Origin of the sequence: Halalkalibacterium halodurans (genome assembly GCF_004376175.1) — a bacterium.
Classification (GTDB): domain Bacteria; phylum Bacillota; class Bacilli; order Bacillales; family Bacillaceae_D; genus Halalkalibacterium; species Halalkalibacterium halodurans.
This window is the reverse complement of the sequence record NZ_SNUY01000031.1, coordinates 20496-44843: the sequence shown is the minus strand read 5'-3', so window position 1 is coordinate 44843 and position 24348 is coordinate 20496. Positions and strand designations below refer to the sequence as shown.

At 43.5% G+C, this 24348-nt stretch carries 17 protein-coding genes and 3 pseudogenes; 4 read left to right on the top strand and 16 right to left on the bottom strand.

The genetic code is table 11. The features are described from left to right. A pseudogene (locus tag E2L07_RS11465) lies at positions 1-1325 on the top strand (IS6 family transposase); the annotation flags it as partial. 564 nt (positions 1326-1889) lie between these two features. Here the strand turns inward: E2L07_RS11465 and E2L07_RS11460 are convergent. The 6 genes from E2L07_RS11460 to E2L07_RS11435 all read right to left on the bottom strand — a co-directional run bounded on the left by E2L07_RS11460 (position 1890) and on the right by E2L07_RS11435 (position 11585). Continuing rightward, positions 1890-4673 (bottom strand): glycosyl hydrolase 53 family protein, encoded by a 2784-nt coding sequence (locus tag E2L07_RS11460; RefSeq protein WP_134229624.1) that lies wholly within the window; start codon positions 4671-4673, stop codon positions 1890-1892. 92 nt (positions 4674-4765) lie between these two features. After that, a complete protein-coding gene (locus E2L07_RS11455) occupies positions 4766-6835 on the bottom strand; it encodes a beta-galactosidase (RefSeq protein ID WP_134229623.1) in 2070 nt (689 codons plus the stop codon). Between the two features lie 106 nt (positions 6836-6941). Next, positions 6942-7781 carry a galactooligosaccharide ABC transporter permease GanQ gene (locus E2L07_RS11450; protein WP_420897816.1) on the bottom strand — a complete coding sequence of 280 codons (840 nt, stop codon included), beginning with the start codon at positions 7779-7781 and terminating at the stop codon, positions 6942-6944. Between the two features lie 15 nt (positions 7782-7796). Next, positions 7797-9053 carry a galactooligosaccharide ABC transporter permease GanP gene (locus tag E2L07_RS11445; RefSeq protein ID WP_134229621.1) on the bottom strand — a complete coding sequence of 419 codons (1257 nt, stop codon included), beginning with the start codon at positions 9051-9053 and terminating at the stop codon, positions 7797-7799. Positions 9054-9155: 102 nt separating this feature from the next. After that, positions 9156-10427 (bottom strand): galactooligosaccharide ABC transporter substrate-binding protein GanS, encoded by a 1272-nt coding sequence (locus E2L07_RS11440; RefSeq protein WP_166740064.1) that lies wholly within the window; start codon positions 10425-10427, stop codon positions 9156-9158. A gap of 165 nt (positions 10428-10592) precedes the next feature. After that, on the bottom strand, positions 10593-11585 hold the full coding sequence (locus E2L07_RS11435; RefSeq protein ID WP_134229619.1) for a LacI family DNA-binding transcriptional regulator: 993 nt from the start codon (positions 11583-11585) through the stop codon (positions 10593-10595). Positions 11586-12338: 753 nt separating this feature from the next. Here E2L07_RS11435 and E2L07_RS11430 point away from each other — a divergent pair. Next, complete coding sequence (locus E2L07_RS11430; protein ID WP_134229618.1) at positions 12339-12902, top strand: hypothetical protein; 564 nt, start codon at positions 12339-12341, stop codon at positions 12900-12902. A 67-nt stretch (positions 12903-12969) separates the two neighbouring features. On the opposite strand, the gene E2L07_RS11425 is transcribed toward E2L07_RS11430, so the two are convergent. The 10 genes and pseudogenes from E2L07_RS11425 to E2L07_RS11385 form a co-directional block, all read right to left on the bottom strand. Then, positions 12970-14106, bottom strand: a complete 1137-nt coding sequence (locus tag E2L07_RS11425; RefSeq protein ID WP_053431165.1) for a response regulator — start codon at positions 14104-14106, stop codon at positions 12970-12972. 45 nt (positions 14107-14151) lie between these two features. Further along, a pseudogene (locus E2L07_RS11420) lies at positions 14152-14718 on the bottom strand (urocanate hydratase); the annotation flags it as partial. 16 nt (positions 14719-14734) lie between these two features. Then, a complete protein-coding gene (gene hutH, locus E2L07_RS11415) occupies positions 14735-16261 on the bottom strand; it encodes a histidine ammonia-lyase (protein WP_134229617.1) in 1527 nt (508 codons plus the stop codon). 112 nt (positions 16262-16373) lie between these two features. After that, positions 16374-16817 (bottom strand): hut operon transcriptional regulator HutP, encoded by a 444-nt coding sequence (gene hutP, locus E2L07_RS11410; RefSeq protein WP_010898139.1) that lies wholly within the window; start codon positions 16815-16817, stop codon positions 16374-16376. 146 nt (positions 16818-16963) lie between these two features. Next, positions 16964-19099, bottom strand: a complete 2136-nt coding sequence (locus tag E2L07_RS11405; RefSeq protein WP_134229616.1) for a catalase — start codon at positions 19097-19099, stop codon at positions 16964-16966. Between the two features lie 366 nt (positions 19100-19465). Continuing rightward, positions 19466-19741, bottom strand: coding sequence for a hypothetical protein (locus tag E2L07_RS11400; protein WP_010898137.1), 276 nt, complete (start codon positions 19739-19741; stop codon positions 19466-19468). 75 nt (positions 19742-19816) lie between these two features. Beyond that, positions 19817-20289, bottom strand: a pseudogene (locus E2L07_RS11395) ((2Fe-2S)-binding protein). Continuing rightward, positions 20282-20461 carry a hypothetical protein gene (locus tag E2L07_RS21750; protein WP_412733925.1) on the bottom strand — a complete coding sequence of 60 codons (180 nt, stop codon included), beginning with the start codon at positions 20459-20461 and terminating at the stop codon, positions 20282-20284. Before E2L07_RS21750 ends, E2L07_RS11395 begins: the two are co-directional and overlap by 8 nt. A gap of 34 nt (positions 20462-20495) precedes the next feature. After that, a complete protein-coding gene (locus E2L07_RS21745) occupies positions 20496-20690 on the bottom strand; it encodes an FAD binding domain-containing protein (RefSeq protein WP_412733926.1) in 195 nt (64 codons plus the stop codon). Further along, positions 20687-23011, bottom strand: coding sequence for a xanthine dehydrogenase family protein molybdopterin-binding subunit (locus E2L07_RS11385; RefSeq protein ID WP_134229615.1), 2325 nt, complete (start codon positions 23009-23011; stop codon positions 20687-20689). Before E2L07_RS11385 ends, E2L07_RS21745 begins: the two co-directional genes overlap by 4 nt. A 169-nt stretch (positions 23012-23180) precedes the next feature. On the opposite strand from E2L07_RS11385, the gene E2L07_RS11380 reads away from it, so the two are divergent. Both E2L07_RS11380 and E2L07_RS11375 read left to right on the top strand, forming a co-directional pair. Then, on the top strand, positions 23181-24110 hold the full coding sequence (locus tag E2L07_RS11380; RefSeq protein ID WP_134229614.1) for a YIEGIA family protein: 930 nt from the start codon (positions 23181-23183) through the stop codon (positions 24108-24110). Positions 24111-24131: 21 nt separating this feature from the next. Then, positions 24132-24332 carry a capping complex subunit for YIEGIA gene (locus tag E2L07_RS11375; RefSeq protein ID WP_134229613.1) on the top strand — a complete coding sequence of 67 codons (201 nt, stop codon included), beginning with the start codon at positions 24132-24134 and terminating at the stop codon, positions 24330-24332. The last annotated feature ends 16 nt before the right edge of the window (positions 24333-24348 follow it).

The window sequence follows — 24348 nt, the reverse complement described above, 5'->3', positions numbered from 1 at the left end:
AAGAAGCTCCTGTTAATCAGCCTTATCGAAAGCTTCAAATTGATGATTTACCTATCATTGAAAAGGTAGAAAAGCTCGATTATCAGCTTTTATTAGCGGAACACCTTCAATCAAAAGGAAAACCGTTAAAACCAGTACGCCGTCGAGCCAATTCTACGCCCGTACCTTCTGCATTGTGTTGTCCTAAGTGTGGTGCTCCTTCTGCGTATTTGTACGCAAACAACGGAGGAAAAGGACAATATCAATGTAAGGAGTGTGCGTGTGTTTTCAATAAAAAGAGTCGTTATCAGAAAGAGGCCATCCTTAAGTGTCCTCACTGTCTTAAAACGCTATAAAAATTTAAAGAACGTAAATATTTTCAAGTTTTTAATTGTAATAATGATCGTTGTTCTTATTATCAATAGAACTTGAATGCCATGACCAAAAAACAGAAAAAAAAGTTTAAAGAAGATCCTCAATCGATGAAAGTTCGCTTCATTTACCTGAATTTACACTTCTACTATCAAACGTTATCTAATCATTCAAAAAAGAAGCCAAAAGTCGATTTATCAAGATTGTATGTTTCACCGCATACACTTGGGCTCATCTTGACGTACCATGTCAATTACGGATTATCGGCCCGTAAAACGGCCGCGATCATGAAGGATATTCACGGCGTGTCTGTCTCCCATCAAAGTATCCTAAACTACGAAAACAGCGTCGCGTTATGGCTTAAGCCTTATATTGACTACTTTCCGTATGAGCTCTCGGATCAATTCTGTGGGGATGAAACGTACATCCGGGTCAACGGTCGTTGGCATTACCTGTTCTTCTTTTTTGATGCGGTCAAGAAAGTCATTCTTTCGTATCCAGTATCACCAAATCGCGACACCGCAACAGCGATACGAGCGATTGATGAAGTACTAGTGAAACTGAAAGAAATACCAGAAAACCTACAATTTGTAGTAGATGGTAACCCTATTTACTTGTTGGCACAGCATTTCTTCGCAGAGAACCACATATCGTTTGACGTAAAACAGGTCATCGGGCTAACAAAAGAAGACGATGTCTCTAGAGAGTATCGACCTCTCAAGCAAATCATCGAGAGACTAAATCGCACGTTTAAAGGGAATTATCGATCGACGCACGGCTTTGGTTCTGAACAAGGATCTGTTTCTTTTGTGACATTGTTTGTGGCTTACTTTAACTTCTTACGTCCACATTCTTCACTCGAAGGGAAAGTGCCAGTAACAATTCCAGAATTAGAAAAGCTACCAACCATGCCAGCGAGGTGGACAGCCCTTATTGGATTAGCTCACGACTGGATTCAACAACAGTCAGCCTAACTTTTGTTTAGCTGAGCCCTAGTCAGCTATCGGCGAAGCGAACTCTTGACAAACCGAACTTGACAATGGTTTAAAAAGGAAAAAGTCAAGGGTTATTGGGCATGCCTACGTTTGTTCCCTTCGCCCTGGATTGACCTCTGAATAAGCCATTGGCGTGTTTGTCAAGAGCGATAGCGCGGCCTTTCCACCTAATAAATGGTAGTAGTGTTAGATCCAAATAAGGTTTTCATAGAAGTTTTGACACTACCATAAGGGAAGAGACACTCATTTATGAATGCAAAAAAAGATGGCAGAGCTTTCTCCACCATCTTTAAATTAGTCGTTTGTGGGTAGATGTCTCTTCCTGGTATTTTTCCCTATTTAAGTGTGTGCAAAAGGGCATACGTATCCCGTTGATTAGACACGTGGGAAAAAATAGCACGACGGATCCATAAATAGTCTTGAATAAACGTCACGCCTTTACCAGTTCGATTCACCTAACCCACCTCCTTTTCATAAAGTATCTTCATTTTAGTTAAAAATCGTTCGCTCGTCAAATGTCTTCTTTTTTTACCCAATGGCACTTTACTTCTTTAAGAGGAGAACAGTGCTACCGGCTAAAAGGAGAAGCAAGCCGACAAGGATGTAGGCGAAATGATTCGTTGCTGTATTCGGTAAAAGTCCTCCTTCTTTCCCATCTGTAGGCGATTTCCCATCGGTATTTTTTTGATTTAATAGCTCCTTGTTCTTCAAAGGATTCCTGTTATCGTTCTTATTTTCGGGACTAGGAAGCTGCTGTTCCTTTTCTTCTGTCGAATTAAGATTGTCGTCATGATCCGTATTGTTTTTTGCTGGCTCTTTTCCACGGATAGGCTCCTTCGTTGGCGGCAACTTCTCTTCTTCCACGTCCCCTATCCGATATAAGGCAAAGTCATCTAACGTTCCCCACGCCCCGCCGTTCGCTTGAATTTTCGCACCGATCGTAATCGTACCATCTAGGATAAGAATTTCCGATATTTCAGGATTGTGCCAATTTACCCAGCCGTTCACAGATGTGGACGTTTTAAATTGTTCGCTGCTTGTCTCTGCAAATAGGAACATATCCGAATCATGGGCATCTCCGCCTTGGATAAACATCGACAGCGTATAATAGCCTGGCTCTAAATCAGTAATTGTTTGCTTTACCGTAAAGTCGACAGTCTCGGGCGAGTAAAAGTGCAACGAATAGTCTCCTGTTTTTGCATCGGATGGTTTGTTTTGATAGTTTGTATGTGGTGATGTTCCGTTCTCATAAGATATTTTCCACATGCTTCGATCATTCTCTTCAAAGCTTGGATTGCGAACGTAGTTTTGCTGGACGATTTGCAGGTGGGCTCTTACTGCTGAGCCTTCTTCGACAATCCCCTCGATTACATACGATCCCGCTCCACTCGCCAACGCCTCTGCCAATGCTTTGCCATCCCATGTGACGTTCATTGTCCCAGTTGCTCCGTTGTTATAGCGCACCTCTACTGTTTCAGGTAATGTCACGGCTTCGCCTACAAAAACGGTAAGATAGACATCTTTAATTTCATCGATTTTTACTGGAGAGATCGTTCCGGTTTCTACATAGTTGAACACATGTAAGGAAGGTAATGGATAACCTTGAAAATCAAACAGCGCTTGGTTGTCGACAGCACTTCCGCCGTACCACTGACCTGCATCCTCTGGATCGTATGCGGCCGCATAACTTGTCGCCCAGCCGGAGCCGTCTCTTTCCCATAACTGTTTGTTTTGTTCAATGTTTTCAGGTGGACCGACGGGAATCCACGCAGGTTCCCAGTAAAAGACGCCTATTCCCGATTTGCCTACGTTTACAACGGCTTCAATAACATCACGAACAGCTGTCGCTTGGCCTTGAACGGTGATCGGATAATTTAATGTTTGACCGGAGCTCGGCGCTGTGTTTGCATGTCCGTCGCCATCCTCGCGCGTATACGTATAAGAGGTTTCTGCAACCATGACGAGTTTGTCGTACGTGTCAGCTACATGGGATAAAACAGTCGATAAATTGTTTAATGTCCCGTGCCAAAACGGATAATAGGAGCTTGCAAACACATCATAGTCAACATTGTATTCGTTTAATCGTTGGGCAATCGTCTCATATCGACCTGGGGTCTCCGGATTTGTAAAATGAAGGGCCACTAAAATCGTCTCATCTACCTCTCTTACGGCGCGACTTCCTTCATTGAATAACTCGCTCATTCTTTCCCAGTTTGTCTCCCCGACAAAGGCGTTCGTCGTTTCGTTACCGACTTGAACCATCCCTATATCGATGCCTTCATCCAACATCGTCTCTACACTTTCTTTTGTAAATTCATAGAGCGCTTGTTTCTTGTCTCCGAAACTTAACGCCTCCCATGCTTTCGGGGGCTTTTGCTTGGCTGGATCGGCCCAAAAGTCGGAATAATGGAAGTTTGCAAGTACTCTCATTCCATTTTTCGTTGCTCGTTTACCCATTTCAATAGCTTTTTCAAGGTCATTATTTCCACCGCCATAACCATTTCCATTGGAATCGTATGGATCGTTCCAAATGCGGATGCGAATGTAATTGACTCCTGCCCCTTGTAACGTTTGAAAAATGTCTTGAACATTCCCGTGTTCATCATGAAAGGTCACACCACTTTGCTCTAAGGCGATGATGCTTGAAATGTCAACTCCTTTCATAAAATCGTCAGGGATTCCGTCTACTCTCTCAACGAAAATATCAGCCTCAACTGGATCTGGGATCACATCATTACCTCCTTGCTCCTCAACTAATGTTAAGGAGAATTGATCGAGATAGCCCCATGCACTAGGTGTTCCTGTTATAATGGCTCCAACTTCAATTGTTGATTGTTCATCTACTTCAAGTGGCAACGTAATCGTTTGCCACTCGTTGTAGCCTGTCGTCGTAACGGCTGAAGTCGTCTCATCTTCGGCAATCAATTGGATCGCTCCTGCCTCCTCATTAGAACCTCCCATCGCTCGGACCGTTAGCTCATACGTGCCTGCTCTTAATTCAGAAGTTGTTTGCTTTATGGTGAACGATTGAGATCCAGTCGCTGTGTCTCTTATCCAAAAGTTAAGGGCGTGTTCTCCTTCATCAGCTGTGATCCACGGATCATCTGCATAGGCAAAATGATGGATATCGATCTCATCAGGCAAATGCTCAATGGTCCACGAGCTATCTTCCCAAAAGTCTATTTCAAATCCACCATTCGTTACATGATTAGGGCTGCTGGATGCTTTGGCGATTGGCTTGAACATAAGGCCAGTGAATGTGCTACTAAGAATGACAACGATTGCGAACATAAGGGCGATCCATGTGATCGTCTGTTTGCTTAACATGTCCTCCTCACCTTTCATTTCAATCTTTCTCTAGTAAACGCTTACATTTTAAACAGGAAGAGCACGCCCAGTTTAAGGTGCTCTTCTAAGGGCTATTTGTTAGATTTAGAATGGACAAGGATCTTCACTTCATAGGGCTTTAACGTAAATTCAGCAGGTATGTTTTCTTTCGTTACTAGATCCTGTACTTCAGATTGAATAGTAACCGTTTGCTTTTCTTCGGTAAAATTCATGACGAACACATAGTCGGTTACGGTATCTCGCCTTGCTTGCACAGAAACACCTGGACCATGATTCACTGGTAGAACGGATGTTAGAGATAAATCAGTCATGAGACGACTATAAAAATCACGATGGAACTCATCGTCTAGCCGAGCGCCAATGTAGTATGCTTTTCCACCTTTGTAAGAGTGGCTCGTAACGGCTGGAAGCTTTGCATAAAAGTCTTCTTTATACAATCCTTCCGCTTGGGCTGATTCAAGCTCAATAATGGTGGCGTAATCTTTTATCGGGTACGTTTTATCTTGGTAGGTGACATAATTTCGATCACTCGGATACAACGTATCGGTTTCGAGTGGTTTCATCCCGAAAATGTCTTGTAAGTCCTTTGGCCAACCGCCTGTATAGGTCAAATCATGTTCGTTCACGATCCCGCTAATATAAGTCATCACAAGCGTACCCCCGTTTGCCACATACGTCTTTAAACGGGCGATCGTCTCTTCGCTGGCTAAATAGAGCATAGGAACAATGAGCAATCGATATGCGGAGAAATTCTGCTCCTTCGTAATGACATCGACTGGAATATCACGTTCCCAGAACGTACGGTAGTGTTGCTGCAGCGTTTGTGGGTACCTTTTTGATTTCATCCCAAACCCTTGGGCATCCCCGAGGGCCCAATGGTTTTCCCAATCAAACAAGATGGCTACTTCAGAGGTGCGGTTCGTACCGACGACTGGTGCTAAATTTTCTAATGTTTTCCCAACTTCAGTGACATCTTGCAACACCCGATTATTCAGACTGTTATCATGATCAACGACAGCTCCGTGGAATTTTTCCGAAGAACCTCGGGATTTCCGCCACTGGAAATACAAAATGCTGTCCGAGCCATGGGCAATCATTTGCATCGAAGAAAGCAAATGCATTCCAGGGCGTTTTGCCTTATTGACGTCATGCCAATTGACTTTACTTGGCGTTGATTCCATTAACAAAAACGGTTGTTGTTTTAGGCTGCGATATAAGTCGTTAATAAAGCCGACCTTCATCGCCAAATCAGCGGTGCTTTCCCAATCGTTATGCCATGCAGGATAAGCATCCCAGCTAATGACATCGAGGTGTTTGGCAAACTTGCTGTAATCAAGGGCTTGAAAAGGAATAAGATCAAATGTATCCGCCATAAAGTTAGTCGTAATTGGAATCTCTGGCGTAAGCTCCTTCAACGGGACAATTTCATTTTCAAAAAAGGAGATCGTTTGGTCTGTAACAAAGCGCCGCCAATCTAAGTTTAAACCGTGCACCCCCTTCTCTCCGATTGGAGAGGGGGATTCAATTTGTGACCAGTCGGTATAAGTGTGACTCCAAAACGAGGTCCACCAAGCCTTGTTTAACGAATTTAAATCGTTGTTATACGTTGATTTAAGCCAATCTCTAAACGCTTCTTGGCATTTTTCGCAGTGGCATTCGCCGCTATATTCGTTCGAAATGTGCCACATTAAGAGGGCTGGATGGTTTCCATACCTTTCTGCGAGCAAGCGATTGATCTGCTGTGTTTTTTTTCGATACACTTCAGAGGTAAAGCAATGGTTGTGGCGTCCGCCATGAAGCTGTTTGACACGATTTTCATCGACGCGAAGCACCTCAGGATATTTTTGCGATAGCCAAGCTGGTCGAGCCCCGCTTGGTGTCGCTAAAATAATGTTTCCACCGATTTTATGGATGTTTTCAAAGATGTCATCAAGCCATTCAAAATGATAAACTCCTTCTTCGGGTTCTAGTGTGCTCCATGCAAAAATACCGACTGAAAAGGTGTTTGTATGGGACAGCTTCATCAAGTGAAGATCGTCTGCTAAAATATCTGGCCTATCTAACCATTGATCGGGGTTGTAATCCCCGCCGTGAAGCATATGCTTAGCCTTTGTGACAAATGTTTTACCGTGTATGGACATAGCTCTCTCCTTCTTATCTCTCGTTCTTTTTTTACTGAAGTTTGACTTCGTATTAAGAAATCGGAGGCTTTCGTTGTAGGATTTGCGACAAGCCTAGTCTTTCTAGCTATCCTTTCGTTCCGCCCGCTGTTAAACCGGAAACAAAATGGCGTTGCAGTAAAACGAAGATGAATGCAACGGGAATGCTGATTAAAATCGCTCCTGCGGCAAATTTTGTGTAGCTCGCCCCCATAACATCATTTACTAGATTGAAGAGCCCGATTGGTAACGTATACGCATCTGGCGTTCTTAAAATCGTGGACGCTAAAATAAAGTCGCCGAGAGGACCTGTAAAGCCGTTCATCGCTACAACAGCAAGCATCGGCTTTGAAAGGGGCATGATGATTTGGAGAAAGATCCGCGTATGGCTCGCACCATCGATTCGCGCGCTTTCATCTAAATCGATTGGAATGGAATCCATGTACCCTTTCATTAAATAGGTGTTCATCGGAATGAGCCCACCGATATAAAGCATGATCAACAGCCAATGACTGTTCATTAATCCGAGCATTTGTGCTAGGACAAAGAGGGCAATTAACGCTGAAAACTGTGGAATCATTTGTAGCAGTAAGAAGAGCGTTAAGCCATGCTTTCTTCCTTTGAATCGAAAACGAGAAAAGGCGTAGGCAGTAAACGAAACGCTGATCATCGTCCCGACCATCGTGAAAAGACTAATTTTTAGCGAGTTTTTGTACCATTGGCCATATTGCAAGCTATCTTTTCCTGCAAACAATTCTTGGTAATGAACGAGCGATGGATTTTTGGGAATGATCGATGTACTAATTAAACTGTTCCCAGGGTTGAAGCTTGCTCCAACGGTCCAAAGCAGGGGATAAATGATGACACATACCATAAAGGCTAATAGTAAGTATGAAAGAAGAAGTCGAATGAACTTCTTTTGCTTCATGTTTGTTTTCACCGCTTATGCCCCCTCCTTGAAAGAGTTAGTCCGTCTAAATTGCCATAAAGCAATTGAGATAACGAAAATAGATAATAGAATCGTTAAAGCAGCCGCTAATGAATATTGACTGGATTGCATCGTTAATTTATAAATCCAGGATACAAGGATGTCCGTGCCTCCTGCTGTTGACCCAGGCATCGCAGGCCCCCCGCCATTAAACAAATAAATAATGTTGAAGTTATTAAAGTTAAAGGTGAACTGGGTAATGATCACCGGTGCAATGGCAATTAAAATCATTGGCAGCGTAATGTGACGAAATTTGGCAAACACTGATGCTCCATCAATGGTAGCTGCCTCATAAAGATCATCAGGAATCGATTGCAACACCCCTGTCGTCACAAGAAAAATATACGGAAAGCCAAGCCACCCTTGTATCGTAATTAACGCCACCTTTGTCCAAGTAGAGTTCGTCATCCACGGAATCGGATCAATCCCAAAAGCGGCGAGAATGTCGTTGTTAATCGCACCGAAGCTATCGTTAAACAGTCCGGCAAAAATTAAAATCGTAACAAAGCCTGGTACCGCCCAAGGCAAGATCAGAATGGTGCGGAAAAGCTTCTTAAATTGTAAATCCTTCTGGTTGACAACCACGGCTAGAAGAATCCCAAGGCTCACTTGAAATGTGGAGGCTACAAGAGTCCAAATTACGGTCCATGAGAGCACATCGAAAAAAGTGGCACGCCATATATCAACGGTGAAAATTTTTGCAAACGTTTCAAGTCCAACCCAATCAACTAAATTGGCTGGTGGTGAATGATACAAATTATAGTTTGTAAACGCTAAGGCGAAGCTAAATAAGATCGGAAAAATAACCGCGAAGATTAAAATAAACAAAGAAGGCCCACTAACCAAATAAGGGTATCCTTGTTCAACAAGGTTTCGGTATTGATCTTTCAAAGAGTAAAGTGGCCTGTTTTCATCGCGCAATTCTCCATTTTTATAAGCATCTCGTAAGTTTATATAATAAATGGCAAGACCAAAACATGTGACAATCACTGCGATAATCCCTTCCGCTAATAAGAAGATCGAATTATCACGAGGGACTTGTGTCCCCAATGTGAACAGGCCCCAAAATCCCATATTTAATAAATCGCCAAATACGAAAAAGAACGATATGGCGAGAAAAAAGAAAAGCAAACCCTTCACCCATTGTCTGTTATAAAATTGGCCTAGTCCCGGGACCACAGACAATAATAAAGCTATTTTTCGATGCTGCATGTTTTCACCTCTTTATATCCACAAATGACGAAACGGAAAAACGTTGAACAAATGGTGTCTAGCGCCTTCTGAGCACTGGACACCATTTGGTTCTAAATCCTTCTACTTGCCACTATGGTTCGCTTCAATTTGTCCTCTGATCGTTTCAACCGCTTGAGTTAAAGCATCTCGAGGGCTTGCATTCCCTGTGGCGATCGTTTGTAGTGCGGCATCAGCCGGGGTCCACACTTCATTCATTTCAGGAATGTTCGGAGTCAGCTCAGAGAATTGCGATTGTTCTGCGACCGCTTTTGCCGCATCGCTTTCAGTGACGACTGGATCCTCAGCTAATGCTTGGACTGCTGGAACCTCTTTTGTTATTTCATAACGCGTGCGTGAGTTTTCTTCGTTGGCGATAAATTTCACAAACTCCTCAGCTAACTCGGCGTTTTTAGAATACGAACTGACATTGTAGCTTTTTACACCCATAAATGAGCTCATATTCAAACCATTGTCTAGCTCTGGCAATTTTACAACGCCGTAGTTGATCCCTGCTCTTGCATATGGTTCAAGGTTCCACGGGCCAGAAATGACGGCGGCTGCTTTTCCTTCTGTAAACAATGAATCAAGCACATTGATCCCTTGCTCGCCGATGATTCCTGACGGGAATAAGCCTTCTCCATAAAAACGTTGAATTTGTTCGGCCCCTTCAATGGCGCCTTCTGTATCCAAGCCAATGTCTGTCGGATCATAGTTTCCTTGATCATCAAGTCCAAATACGTATCCACCATAGCCACCTAGTACACTTTGTGCATAATAAATTTGGTCAAATAAGGCTAACAAACCGTACATGTCATCTTCACGAAATTCCTTTGATAGGTCATACCATTCATCTAACGTTTCGGGTAGATCATCCTCGGAAATAAGCTCTTTGTTATAGTAAAGCATCGTTGTTTCCACTGCTTTCGGTAAGCCATAAACTTTACCATCAACGATTTGCGAGAGCATCGCTGCTTCTGTGTATAGGGATTGGATGTCCTCACCCACGTCTAATTCTTTTACTAACCCTTCGGTGACAGCTGTTCCAATTTGATCCCCAGGCATCGTAAACACGTCGGGGCCAGTCCCTGCTGGGCCGTCAAGTCGCAAATCTTCAAGCTGCTGAGCATAAGGCTTTTCCACTACTGTAACGGTGACGCCGTGCTCAGCTTCAAATTGAGCAACCGCTTCTTCGATACCTTCTGATTTTTCTTGGTCTTCCCAAATGAGTAACTCGTTGCTCGCAGGTGCCTCAGCCGAGCCTTCCCCACCTTCATCTTGCGGGCCGCAAGCCACTAAAGCGAGACTTAGTGCTATTCCACTTACGATCCCTATGAATCGTTGACGTTTTTTCATCATCAGAACTCCCCTTCTTTTTTATTTTTTGTGTGTCTATCTATGAAAGCGTTTTATAAGACTAATATAGCACCAACAAAGAAAATAATAAACAACTTTTTTACTTAAATGAGTAAAATATTTGCGGAAAATAAAAACCTAAGGGGAATTTCCCTTAGGTTTGCATCAATTCGTGCTTTTGCGAATGACGAGCTCGGCTCCAATGTAGAGTGTTTTCACGCTTTTTCGTTTATCCACCAGCCGTTCAAGCAACAATTTGATCGCGTTATTGCAAAGTTCTTCAATATCGATATGAAACGTCGTTAACGGTGGTGACACGTATTTTGCAATGCTAATATTATTTATACTTATAATGCTCACGCGATTTGGAATGGCTATTCCTTCCTCGTTAAGCGCTTGCAAGCAGCCAACTGCAATAGGGTCGCCAGCGACAAAAAAAGCAGTTGGTAAATCATCAGCGAGGGTTTCGATCGCTTGCTTCATTAAGTGGTAGCCGTTATCGACGGAAAACCCTCTACGACAAAAAATAAATCCTTCCTTCAGTCGTTGTTTTTCGTCTAAATATTGTCTAAAGGTACGTTCACGAATGTCCATCTCATCCATATCTGTATTAGGATTATGATACGTTCCACCGATAAGACCAATCTGCTGATGACCTTTCATAATCAAAAAATCGATCGCTTGTTTTGTCATTTGTGCTAAATCTGGGCGGACAGAATCAAAATGATTCGGATCTGGGGTTGAATCGATAAATACCCCGTTTGTCGTTTTTTTTCTTAAAAAAGCAAGCTCTTCATCTGAAAAAGTTCCTACGGCAATAAAACCTTCAATGCTGTCGGGGATTTTTTCAATCCCGTCAGAGATTTTATACGTTGCTAATTCTACATTAAATGCCTTAGCGAGTTTTTCGATCTCTAGCCGCATCGTTTTAAAATATACATCTTCTAACTCTTCTTTATCGGTAAGCCAATATAAAAAAGCGACATTTTTAACGAGCACTCTTACAGTTTTCTTGCGATAGTTTAATTTGTCAGCGACCTCGTAGATCTTTTCTCTTGTCTCTTCTGTAACAGAAAGATTTTGGTCATTGTTTAACACTCGGGAGACGGTGGAGATGGAGTATCCCGACATTTCTGCTACGTCTTTTATTGTTGCCAATTGTGTCCCCTCCTACAAATACTATCAGTAAAAACTTTTACTAATATTTTTACTTAATCATTTAATAAAGTCAAGAGTGCTTATGAGAATAAACGAATGGTTTGATTCCATGTCATTAACCATAAAACGATGTTTCCACTTTATTATAAACTTCTTTTGCCCATTCTAGCATTATCAAAAAACATTTAAAGAAATCGCTTACAATCATTTTTTAATTTATGGCATACTTAGGGGGAGTGGCTTCAAGCTCAAATTCTCTTTGGAAGGGAATGTGATTCCGATCTCGATTATTGGCACGTCGAATAGTCTGTTGTTTTTATCCCTCATTGTGATCGTTGGTGTCCTCTGGCTCATTTTTAGAAAGTTGAAGAAATCATAAAAACCAAAAGAGCGTCCATGTTCTCTTTTGGTCTTTTTTCGCGTTTTATCAATTCCAGAAGGTGCTCTCTCCCCTTGTCGGGCGCCCCGGACTTAATTTAGCTCTTCTAATTGAAACGATTCCTTCATCGGGTCAGTAACGACCTCTCCGTACGAATTCCATGATATCCTTTTCTTTTTGACCTCCCTTCCCTACATAATGGCAGAAACGCGATGAAAAGGAACACCTGAATAAAAAATTCTTAAGTTTTTCTAAAATCTAGCGAAAAACTCTGTTAGCATTTTATAACTTTTGATATGATGAGGAAGGGTTTCCAATGTTTACATTTTGGGGACAGGAAGAATGATAGAGATGAATGGGTAAGGATGAATTAGATGAAAGAAACTAAACATGTTTATATTCTACTAACAGACACTGGAACGTTGTTTACAAGAATGATAAACCATGCCTCCATCGCCTTTGATCGAGAACTTTCTGAGCTGTACAGCTTCGGCCGAAAAAGACCACACAATCCTTTTCTTGGGGGCTTTGTTAGGGAGAACGTCCATGCACCACTCTTTTATCGGGCGTCTTGTGCCGTCTACCGTTGCGAGGTCAGTCTAGCAGATTATAAAGCCATGAAGCAGAAGGTAGCGATGATTGAAAAACAACAGGACGATTATCGATATAATTTGCTAGGCTTAATAGGTCTCATGTGTAAGTGGGATATTCAACGAGAACGAGCGTTTTTTTGCTCACAGTTCGTCGCGACCATTTTAAATGGTGGATCGACAAAACTAGTGTCAACTCCGCCTCAATTTGTGCAACCTTATCATTTGACGGATTTAATCTGTACGGAGAAAATCTATGAAGGTAAACTAGCAGCCTATCCGTTTCTAATATGGGGAGAGACAAGTGAAGGAATGTCTGTTGCAAAATGTGAGCAATACGCAGGCTAAAGCAGGTGTCATAAATCGTCTCAATAAAAAAGGCCCTTTTCCCTTTGTGGGAAAGGACTTTTTATAACTATTGTAGTTGCTTTTTCCATTCGTTATACCAGTTTTCAATGCTATCACTCGTATGAATGCCATATTCTGCTTCTAATACGTGATTGAGCTTTTCATATTGCGATTTCACCGAGTGATTATCCCCCATTTTGGCGTATACTTGCATTAATAAAAAGTAGCTCGTTTCCATAAGTGGATGCAGCGTTTGTACACGCTGGCAAAGGGTGATAGCATCCGTATAGTCCCCGCACTCCAAGTAGTAAGTTGTAACTTTATTAAACGTGGAATGATAGAGTGTACGCAAGCGCTCTCGCTCATTTTCTGCCCATAGATACGCTTCCTCCGCTAAATAATCACCTTTATACGTTTCCAATAGTCTTCGATAGCTTGGCAATGTATCTTCCGTGATGTTCGGTAGTTGTCTAAGCTCTCTCTCCCATTCTTCTACATCAAGCTTCGTTCCATTAAGATGGAGCTTGTAGCTTTTATCAAAGCTGACGACTGTACTATTCATTTGCAAGGAGTCCAACATTTTACGAATTTGATAAATCGCTGAGTAAAGTTGAGCGTATCCTTTTTTTACATCTGACTCAGGCCAGAAAAATTCGAGCAGTACATCTTTTCGTACAGGTTGTTTTCGATGTTGCACAAGATAAGCGAATAATTCTCGAGCTTTTGCTGTCCGCCAATTTACATCAATTGGCTCAGCTTTTCCTATTTCAGACCCCTTTTGAAAATGCAAGGTTTGAAAGCAGCTGATGATCTTCGAGTCCGTCTGTGACCTAAGCGGTTCAACCGTTTTGCGATCGGTTATCCGGTTAATGGTACGGTTTAAGCGATCTCGCTGCACAGGCTTCATCACATAGTCAATTGCGTTAAGCTCAAAAGCTTTAACAGCATATTCATCATAGGCGGTAATAAAAACGATATGGACCTCGGGCAGGATAGATTGCACCTGTTCGGCGAAGTCAATACCGTTGATGTCAGGTAAGTTGATGTCAAGAAAAATGAGGTCAGGTTTGTGTTGGATCACCGATTGAATCGCTTGATTTGGGTTTGTATAGGATCCAATGATGGTGAGACCGCCAATTTCAACTAAAAGTTTTTCCAAGTATGCTAGAGCTAAGGGCTCATCATCTACTAGTATGATCCGCAAACTGGATACCTCCCGCTGTCATTTCCAACATCATACCTTTTTACCGACGCCTCCATTCATCGTAACAGCAAGCGGCTGAGCCCCACCCATGCCTCCAAGTCCTGCTGTTAACGTGAGCGTTCCTTTTAAACTTCCCCCGAAGTGTTGTCTCGCCAGTTCAGCAAACGTCTCATACGTCCCTTGTAATATCCCTTGCGACCCGATATAGATCCAGCTTCCTGCCGTCATTTGTCCGTACATCATAAGCCCTTGTTTCTCAAGCTCATTGAAATGCTCCCAATGGGCCCACTTTGGCACTAGAACAGAATTTGATAACAAGACGCGCGGCGCCTGCTCATGGGTTTTGAACCGCCCAACTGGTTTACCAGATTGAATCAAAAGGGTCTCATCCTTCTCTAACGTTCGTAGCTGCTCGACGATCGCTTCGAAGGCAGCCCAGTTGCGAGCGGCTTTTCCAATCCCACCATAAACAATTAACTCGTCAGGTTTTTCCGCTACTTCAGGGTCCAAATTGTTGTACAGCATCCGTAACACCGCTTCTTGTTCCCAGCCTTTGCATTCTAGCTCTATACCTTTCTTTGCTTGGATCATACGTTTTGTTTCCTTTACCATCATCAAAGCCTCCCTTTTAGTAGTGATTGGTCCTTTCCTTTTCACGCATTTTTGTGAAATCCCAACTGCCATCCTTCAGCCATTTAGCAGCGCGTTCAATATCTTTGGCAAACATTCGATCCTGATCAATATAAGGAACATGCTCTCTTCCTTTTTCTAGTATGTTTTTCGTGAAACTAGCCATCTTTTCCCGGCCGCGAATGTCAACCGCCTGCATGGCACAAATCAATTCAATCGCAAGAACGTTACGGACATTTTGGATGATTTGATAAGCGTGACGAGATCCGATCGTCCCCATGCTGACATGGTCTTCTTGATTAGCAGAGGATGGGATCGAATCGACGCTTGCTGGATGGGCTAACGTCTTGTTTTCAGAGACAAGTGAAGCCGCACAATATTGCAAGATCATGACCCCTGACTGAACGCCAGGTGCCGCACTTAAAAATGGCGGCAAGTCATTTAATTGAGGGTTCACTAAACGCTCGATACGGCGCTCGGAAATATTGGCAAGCTCAGCCATGGCGATTCCTAAAAAGTCCATGGCCAAGGCAATTGGCTGCCCATGAAAATTTCCGCCAGAGATCACTTTTTGACCATTATCAAAGATTAATGGATTGTCGGTCGCTGCATTCATCTCAATTTCTAGCTTTTCCTTCACATAGCGCAACGTTTGCCACGTGGCACCATGGACTTGGGGGATGCAACGCAGCGAGTACGCATCCTGGACTTGGAGCTCTCCTTGCCTAGTCGTTAATTGACTGTCTTGAAGATAGGACTCCATCCTTCGAGCGACGTCGACTTGCTCGATATAGCCGCGAGCGAAATGAATTTGTTCATCAAAGGCGTCGATGATGCCACGTAATCCTTCCATTGTTAAAGAGGCGATGATTTCCGATTGAAAGGCCAGCTTCTCCGCTTCCAAATAAGCAATCACCCCCATTGCTGTCATCGCTTGTGTCCCATTGATCAAGGCGAGCCCCTCTTTTGCAGTTAACGTAATCGGCTCAATCTCTTCTTCCTTTAAGGCGAAGCTTGCCTTCGTTTTCGTGCCTTTGTAAAACACTTCTCCTTCTCCTAGGAGTACGAGGGCTAAGTGAGACAACGGGGCTAAATCACCGCTCGCTCCAAGTGACCCTTGCTGGGGAATAACGGGATGAATATTTGCATTCACAAGGGCGAGAAGTCGTTCAATCACAAGGGGCCTTACGCCAGAAAATCCTTTTAGTAGGGCATTGGCCCGAAGAACGAGCATGGTTCGGCTTACTGTTTCTGGGAACGGGGGCCCTACACCGCAAGCATGAGAATAGATCAAGTTGTGCTGCAAATTCTCCACATCGTCTGGATCGATGAAAATATCGCTAAACTTCCCAAACCCGGTCGTAATCCCATAAATAATTTTTTCGTCTGCGACGATTTGTTCAACTGCTTTTCGACTCTGTTTTACCTTCTCCATACTTTCATCTGAAGCTCCTACCGTCTCACCTTCATAAATGATTCGATGCAAATCATGAAGGGATAAGGAGCGTCCATCTAACAACTTCAAGTTCGTCACCTTCCTCCACTTATGCCCTTGTTTAGACACAAAAAGGGGCTATACCAAAGAATCATCAAGATCCTTAGATATAGCCCCCTCATGTCTAATCACTCTGGGCAAATTAAATATGGTTGATGCCTAATCCAATTGTTTCATGCTCTTGACCTTTGATCGGAGCACCGATTGTTCCATAAAGGGCAACCGCGATCCACTCTCCTTCGGCTTCCTCCTTGTAAGGCTTGCCGCGGACAATGGCGAACCGTAATCCAACCGTTCGCTGAAATGAACCTAATTGGACTTGCCCCCTTGTGACTCCGTGCAATGCTTCGATAATTGCGTGGTACAAGGCATGGGCTTCTCGGTAAACCCCTTCACGGATGAATCCATTTTTCTTCGCTGCCGTCTCAATCGCAGCAACAATCTTATTTGACTCCATGGACCCAACTCGACCGATACAAGATTGATAGTCTGATGACAGAATGCTCGCTTCAACAATGCCAGGTTCTTCACTGACCGCTAGTAAAATCGCGAGCTGACCGATGCGATGACTTTTATGTTTGGACAAGAAGGTTCCACCTCTAATAACTAATAACTGCTTTTATTGTAAGCGCTTTAAGTTAGAGGTGTCAACAAAAATTTAGATGATTTACGTTTTTTTGTTAAATGTAAACACCCCTCGCAACTTAATGAAAGGGGCGTTCGTCTTACCGCTTAACCGGACAATTTGCCATCCTTAAATTCCCGCATCCAATGGCGGTGCTGGGCAATGGCATGGATCATTTCATCGCTAAATGGCTTAAAATCTTTATCTGTTTGAATCGTAATGATCCCTAGGTCGTTCACAACATGACCGTTCGAATCAGGACCTGCGAATGTAATTCCTTGAACTTGTGCAGCTATTAGTAGTTCAATGCCTTCATTTGTAGCTCCGATTGTTTTCGCATGTTTAAATGCTTCATCAACAAAGGTTTTCGATTCACTGTACAAATTGAGGCTACTAATGGATTGGGCACCACCGCCGATGTAAAGTGCGTCGTACATGATGGCACCGGTAGTGGCGAAGCTTTTGTTTGCTTCTAGTTGCTCCCCTTCATCGCTGGAAATCATCCCTAACTGCTTACTCACGAGATCTACTCCGAGACCAGCGGATTGTAGCGCAGTGACTACTTGTGACACCTCGTCGAAAGCAAAGCCATGATCAATTAGAACGGCCACTTTTCGCGTTCTTGCCAGTTTGATCGTATTTTCTTGACTGACGGCTGGAGATGACGCTGTTACTCCCGTTCCCCCAGGTGTGGTCGGAGGGTTGACACCGATTCCTTTCGCGATCTCTGCCGCTAACTTTCCATCGACTTGATTAAACATCTCAACAACACGTTGTTTGAGGTTTTTATCCTTTACACTTCCGACTTCAAAATGGAACGCCTTGATCAGGTGTTGTTTTTCCGCTGTCGACAAACTGTTCCAAAACAAAGTGGCTTGGCTGAAATGATCGTTAAAGCTCTCACTGCGCCTGCGAATTTTTTGTCCTTCGACCTTTTCCATATAATGAACGTATCCGTGTTCTTGATCCGATGCTGGTTCAGGCGAGTTATTGCGAAGCGTATTTGGCGAGTAGCTAACAGCCCCCTTGTCAATCGTCATCCGATGGAATCCATCTCGCTGGTTGTTGTTGACAGGGGCAATTGGTCGATTGATCGGGATTTCGTGAAAGTTCGGACCACTTAAGCGAAGCAGTTGGGTGTCAAGATAAGAGAAAAGCCGACCTTGTAAGAGCGGGTCATTGCTGAAATCAATCCCTGGGACGACATTCCCTGCATGAAATGCGACTTGTTCGGTTTCGGCGAAGAAATTGTCCTGATTTCGATTCAATGTCATTTTCCCGATAAGCTTTACCGGAACCATTTCCTCTGGCCAAAACTTCGTCGGATCAAGGATATCGAAATCAAACGAAAACTCATCTTCTTCCTCAATCATTTGCACGCCTAACTCGTATTCAGGGTATTCTCCCATGTTAATCGCTTCCCACAAATCGCGACGATGGAAGTCAGGATCTTTCCCGGCAAGCTTTTGCGCTTCATCCCAAACGAGCGAATGAACTCCGAGCTTCGGCTTCCAATGGAATTTTACGAATCGGGCCTTCCCTTGGTCGTTCACGAACCGGAACGTGTTGACGCCAAACCCTTCCATCATTCGAAAGCTGCGCGGGATTGCTCTGTCTGAAAGGAGCCACATAATCATATGAGCGGTTTCTGTGTTGCTAACGACAAAATCCCAGAACGTGTCGTGTGCTGCAGAAGCTTGCGGGATTTCATTGTGCGGTTCAGGTTTTAAGGCGTGAACCACATCTGGGAACTTAATAGCGTCCTGAATAAAAAAGATCGGGATGTTGTTTGCTACTAGGTCATAGTTTCCGTCCTCTGTGTAAAACTTCGTCGCAAATCCCCTTACGTCACGAACCGTATCGGCTGACCCGCGCGAACCGACCACTGTAGAAAAACGGACAAACACCGGTGTCTTTACATTAGGGTCCTGTAAAAATGATGCTTTCGTATATTCGGTCATTGGCTCATACACTTGAAAGTAGCCGTGGGCACCGAAACCTCGCGCATGAACGACACGCTCAGGAATCCGTTCATGATCAAAATGAGTCATTTTTTCCCTAAAATGGAAGTCTTCCATTAAGGTAGGGCCTCGATCCCCTGCTTTAAGGGAATCGTCCGTGTCAGATACCCTCACCCCTTGATTCGTTGTGAGCTTCGTGTTTTTGTGATCCACCTTGAATGGTTCTAGCTGTTCATTCTTCTTATTTTCAGATGATTCGGTTCCTTGTTGGTCTTTGTCCACTCCGCTTTCCTCCAATCTGTTTTTACGTACATGAAATGATGTACATATCGTACTGGAAATTTTTATGACAACCTTAGTTTGTCGCTGACTTAAGGTTCTATACGATAAAATTGTAAAAAAGAGGACGTCTTTCCTGATTAAGACCTGTTTGACCTGTATTGCAATAGCTTTTCAATCACTCTCGCAATGATCATTATTTCATTCTTGACTTACATCTCAAAGTAAAATTTCATTCAGTAAGAGGTCTCTTTTCCTTCCCACTGAACGTGGTGTATGTAGTCTGTGGGGAAAGAGGTTCTTTAGCCTAGTTAAACAGGTTAAAAAAAGAAAGGGCCAGTGAATGGTCCCTTTCTTGTCAAACAAACGTTATTGTTGGCTTTGTTGCTGTTGTTGCGCTTGGGTTAGCTGTTGTGTCGCCTGTTGTAACAGTTGCTGAACCTGCTGAAATTGTTGCTGTTGGGCAGGTTGTGCGCTTGTTTGCGCTTGCTGTACGAGCTGAGCGGCTTGGTTTAACTGTTGCTGTGCTTGCTGAATCGCTTGAGGATTTGCTTGTTGTGTTGCTTGCTGGATGGCTTGTTGCGCCTGTTGAATCGCTTGTTCTGCTTGTTGTGCCGCTTGTTGGGCTTGCTGGTTTTGTTGCATGTTTGATCGACCTCCTCATGATGATTGTTGCTGTTTCATCGTTAGTATGTAACCTTCCGTAGTCATGCATACCCTTTATTCTCGAGAGCCATTTTTTAATTGATCTTGGACCGCTTTTACTGCCTCCTCAATTTCTTGGTAACCTGTGCAACGACATATGTTCGATTCTAACCAATCCTTGATGACGGTATCGTCTGCCGTCGGGTATTTTTGCAAGAGTGTATGGCAATTGATAATAAACCCCGGTGTACAGTACCCGCATTGGAAGGCGAACTTCTCAATGAACGCTCCTTGCACTAGCGTACCTTTTAAGCCTTCAATCGTTGTGATTTTTTTCCGACAGCCTCTACGGCTAGCATTAAGCACGCTTTCATTGTTTCCCCATCCACCTCGATGGTACATGTGCCGCAATCTCCATTTAAGCAACCTGGCTTCGCTCCTGTTAACCCTAATGGCTCACGCAATACATCTAACAATAGATCGGCATTTCTCACATAAACCGTTCGCTGTTCGTTGTTTACGTCTAATGTGATTTCTGTTTTATACATGACCTTCGCCCTCCAACTCATTCAGTACATCAGTCAATGTGTTTTTTAGGACAAACGTTCGGTACTCGGATGATCCATGCACGTCATTTACAATCGGCGCCGGCACTTGCTCAATCGATTTTTCAATCCGTTGTTCTGTAGATAATTGATGATCATTTAACCATTGCTCCATGGTTTGATCTCGAAACGGAAAAGCGCAAAGCCCGCTAAACGCATGCGGAAATTCCTTTCAGATCAATGATGGCACCTGATTTTAGTTGGTTGACTCGCCCTAGCGTAATGAGTTCGGTAGCGCCCGAAACATACATCGGGTCTTTCCCCGCTTGATCCAACGATTGAAATAATGTTGTCGCTTCTATGACGGAGGCTGGTTTGTAATATTCAAATTCAAACGAAATCATGAGGAGGACCGCCTTTTCTCTTGCCAAATGAGCTCCGGAGTTAATGGCAGCTGATTGAGATCCACACCTGCAGCAAGTGACAGACTGTTGGCCAATGCTGCCGGCATGCCGATTAAGCCGTGTTCACCGATGCCACGCCCACCATAGGGTCCATCAATATGGGGAGTCTCGACAAAATCCACTATATATTCAGGGTGGTCACCATAACGAAACGGTGTATAGGTTCGCAGGCGAGGATTTAACACTTGACCATCCTCATTGAACACGAATGTCTCACTGCTACCAAAGTTTAACCCCATGCTCATCGCCCCCATTACTTGCCCTTTTGCCGCCTTTTCATTTAACACTCTTCCGATATCGATTACGGCGTAAGCCTTCAAAATTTTATACGTATAGTCTCGCAGGTCAAATTCCACTTCTACCCCTTGGGCACCAACAGCATATTCAGGTCCAGGCTTTCCGACCCCAGTATCATGCTCCAGGTGGGTGATGTGCCTTAATGTGTAGTGACCTCTTCCAACAATCGGTGCCCCGATGGCGTAACCACTCGGGTATTTATAGCCATGACAAATATCGGAGACTTTAATAAATGTGTCAGGTTCATCACGAACGTACACCCTCTCATTTCCAACTTCTAAATCCTCAGGGGAGCAGATGAGAACCCGTGAGGCCAAATCCTTTAATTGACGAATGACGTCGTCTGCAGCATGTAATAACGCCCTTCCCGCCATTAACGTCCCTCTACTTGCCACGGTTTTCCAATGCTCTGGCATCGATTGGGTGTCTACTTCCATTTTGGCGTGGATCTTATCCACATCCATGCTCAACTTTTCTGCAAGTAATTGAGCTAGGATTGTTTTTGTCCCTGTCCCGATTTCAACTAGACCCGATAGGACGTTGATGCTTCCGTCTGCATTAAAGATTAGGACAACACCGGAGCTTGCCTGTGAATCAATTGTTGATGTTTTCCAAAGACAGCTTACGCCTTTCACCCGTATTTTTTGGTCATTAATTGGAATAACTTGGCCTTCTGTCCAATTCATTAACGTTTTCAATTTATTGATACACTGCGGCAAGTCTCCGACAGTGCTTTGATTTAATCGCATTTGCGTCGGGGTTGTATGCCCTGGTAAGATGGCATTTTTCAGCCGTAATTCTAACGGGTCCATCTCTAGCCTTCGTGCGAGTTGATCCATCGCTCGCTCGAAAACAAATAGTAGCTCAGAGTGACTGAATCCTCTGTAAGCTGTCGCATACGGATGGTTTGTATAGACACAAAGGGAATCGCACCAAATGTTTTCGATGTGATATGGGCCTGTACAAGTGACAGCCGCCGCTCGGCTGATCGTCGCCCCTTTATCAGAATAGGCCCCTGTATCAAACTTGTACAAGATTTCGGCTGCTTTTAAAAATCCATCTTTTGATGCTCCTAGTTTGATATCTGCTTCGAGCCCGATGTGCACGGGCGATGTAATCATATCCTCCTCCCGTGTATTTAAAAGTTTCACCTTTCTTCCACCGACTGCGAGCGTTGCCATATAAGCAATGAGTTCAAGTTGGACCGCTACCTTCCCGCCATAGCCCCCTCCTACTAACGGAGTGTGCACAATCACGCTCCCTTCATCAATCTCAAAGTATTTTTTCATTAACTTTTTGATGATATAGGGTGATTGGGTCGATGAGGTAAAGACAACTTTCCCGTCTGGGCAGATTTCCGCTGTAACACAGCGAGTTTCCATCGCGATATGGTCCGATGGTGAAAACGAAAAGTGAGCATTGACCGTCACATCACTTTGCGCCCAGCCTTCTTCTATGTTTCCTTTGCGGATTTTTGTATGGTCTGCTATGTTGCTGTTTGCTTCAGGATATACATGTTCAATCCGTTCATAGGTTTCGACATGGTCATGAACCAACACCGCGTTGGGATGAAGCGCATCGGTGACCGAGTTCACAACGGGAAGGGGTTCATAGGTAACCTTAACCTGTTCCGCTGCTTTTTTTGCTTGCACAGGATCATCTGCAACAACCGCCGCGACAGGCTCCCCGTGGTAGCGTACTTTATGATAGGCGATCGGAGGGCGATCTTGTAGTTCTTCTCCAGTAAGAGGAAATGGCTGTCCGATGACAATTCGCCGAACACCCGGTACTTGATAGGCTTCGGTTAAGTCAATATCTTTTATGAGTGCATGGGCATAAGGGCTTGTGACAAGCTTGATATGTAGCATCTCGGATGTCGCCCAGTCTGCCGTATATTTTGCAGCCCCTGTCACTTTTGCCATTGCCTCTTTACGATAAATGCTTTTTCCAATACTTCGACTCATCATAAAGCACCTCTGAAAAACAAGTTTTTCCAAACAAAAAGGTTCATTTTGTTAGTATTGCTTATTAACGAAAACCCATTCGCATACTTTGGGGATGATTTGCTATTGAATAAAAATAGACGTTTTATTCATCCTAATAGCAAAATTGTTTGTAAGGAGCTCACCTTTTATGTCAAATAACAATGACATCATTTCACCAGAAATGTTAGTGTTGATTATTACAGCAACAGTGATTGGCACGATCGCTCGGCTTCTGACTATTAAATTAGACTATCGGCAATATCCGAATTATCCGAACGGATATCTTATTCATGTCGTCACAGGCGGACTTGCCTCCGCATTAGGGGCTATTGTCATTCCAACATTAATGGCAAAGGACTTTGCTGCTGTAACCTTTCTTGCGTTAGCCATTCAGCATTTCCGTGACGTGCGAAAAACCGAACGGGAAAGCTTGCTTGATCTTGAAGGCGATGAATTTGCAAAACGTGGAGATGCATACATCGATGGGATTGCAAAAATCTTCGAAGCGCGAAACTATATCGCCATGCTTGTTTCGTTTACAACAGCCTTGACAATCCAGCTACTTCAAGAGTTCTTAAACGTTTCTAGATGGGTTGAAATTTTCGTTGGGGCCGCGGTCGGTTTGGTTCTATTTTATTTGTTGAAACGCTTTACGGAGCGGCAAAAAATCGGGGACATCGCGTCAGTGACAGAAGGACTTATGGAAATTAAAGGATCAGACCTTTATGTGGATGGTATGTTCGTCTCTCATTTAATGGGGAGAGAGGAAGCGAAACAATGGTTTTTAGAGGATGGGCTTGCAGCTGTCATACATCCGAACCATGAGCACTATCAAATTCCTCTCCTTAACAGTGGACAACGGCAAGCGATTTTATTTGAAACGACGAGGAGGTTGGGGCAACGAAAGCTGTATAGTGTGCAAAATCCAGCAGACGGAAAAATTATTATTGCCCTCGTACCGATCATTAAAAATTTTCAACTGTTAAAAGAAACGATCCTACTGACACCTTTATTAGAAACCGTCAAGAAAAACCCTGAACTTTTTAATAAACATCAAGGGACCGTGAAATCTAACTAGGCAATCGAAAGGAATATGAAGATGGAGAAAAACGATAATCAAATTCAAGGAATCCTTGCGTTCATTACGACGAATAAAGACCGATATTTAGGTGGAGATCCCCTTTGTTTATTTGCAAAGGATGCTGAAGAATTAAAAGAAATCGCGAATGCAATCGCTGAAGTGTTTTTAGCGGATCTGTTCTATCTAAAAGATGGAGATTGCTTGATCATCAAAAAATAACGAAACCTATTCTCGT

Coding starts and splice junctions, on each gene's coding strand:
- E2L07_RS11375 (WP_134229613.1), top strand. CDS start 24,132: ATGGAGAAAAACGATAATCAAATTCAAGGAATCCTTGCGTTCATTACG.
- E2L07_RS11430 (WP_134229618.1), top strand. CDS start 12,339: ATGAAAGAAACTAAACATGTTTATATTCTACTAACAGACACTGGAACG.
- E2L07_RS21745 (WP_412733926.1), bottom strand. CDS start 20,690: ATGATTTCGTTTGAATTTGAATATTACAAACCAGCCTCCGTCATAGAA.
- E2L07_RS21750 (WP_412733925.1), bottom strand. CDS start 20,461: ATGGAGCAATGGTTAAATGATCATCAATTATCTACAGAACAACGGATT.
- E2L07_RS11455 (WP_134229623.1), bottom strand. CDS start 6,835: ATGTCCATACACGGTAAAACATTTGTCACAAAGGCTAAGCATATGCTT.
- E2L07_RS11380 (WP_134229614.1), top strand. CDS start 23,181: ATGTCAAATAACAATGACATCATTTCACCAGAAATGTTAGTGTTGATT.
- E2L07_RS11445 (WP_134229621.1), bottom strand. CDS start 9,053: ATGCAGCATCGAAAAATAGCTTTATTATTGTCTGTGGTCCCGGGACTA.
- E2L07_RS11400 (WP_010898137.1), bottom strand. CDS start 19,741: ATGCAACAAAACCAGCAAGCCCAACAAGCGGCACAACAAGCAGAACAA.
- E2L07_RS11385 (WP_134229615.1), bottom strand. CDS start 23,011: ATGAGTCGAAGTATTGGAAAAAGCATTTATCGTAAAGAGGCAATGGCA.
- E2L07_RS11460 (WP_134229624.1), bottom strand. CDS start 4,673: ATGTTAAGCAAACAGACGATCACATGGATCGCCCTTATGTTCGCAATC.
- E2L07_RS11440 (WP_166740064.1), bottom strand. CDS start 10,427: ATGAAAAAACGTCAACGATTCATAGGGATCGTAAGTGGAATAGCACTA.
- E2L07_RS11450 (WP_420897816.1), bottom strand. CDS start 7,781: ATGAAGCAAAAGAAGTTCATTCGACTTCTTCTTTCATACTTACTATTA.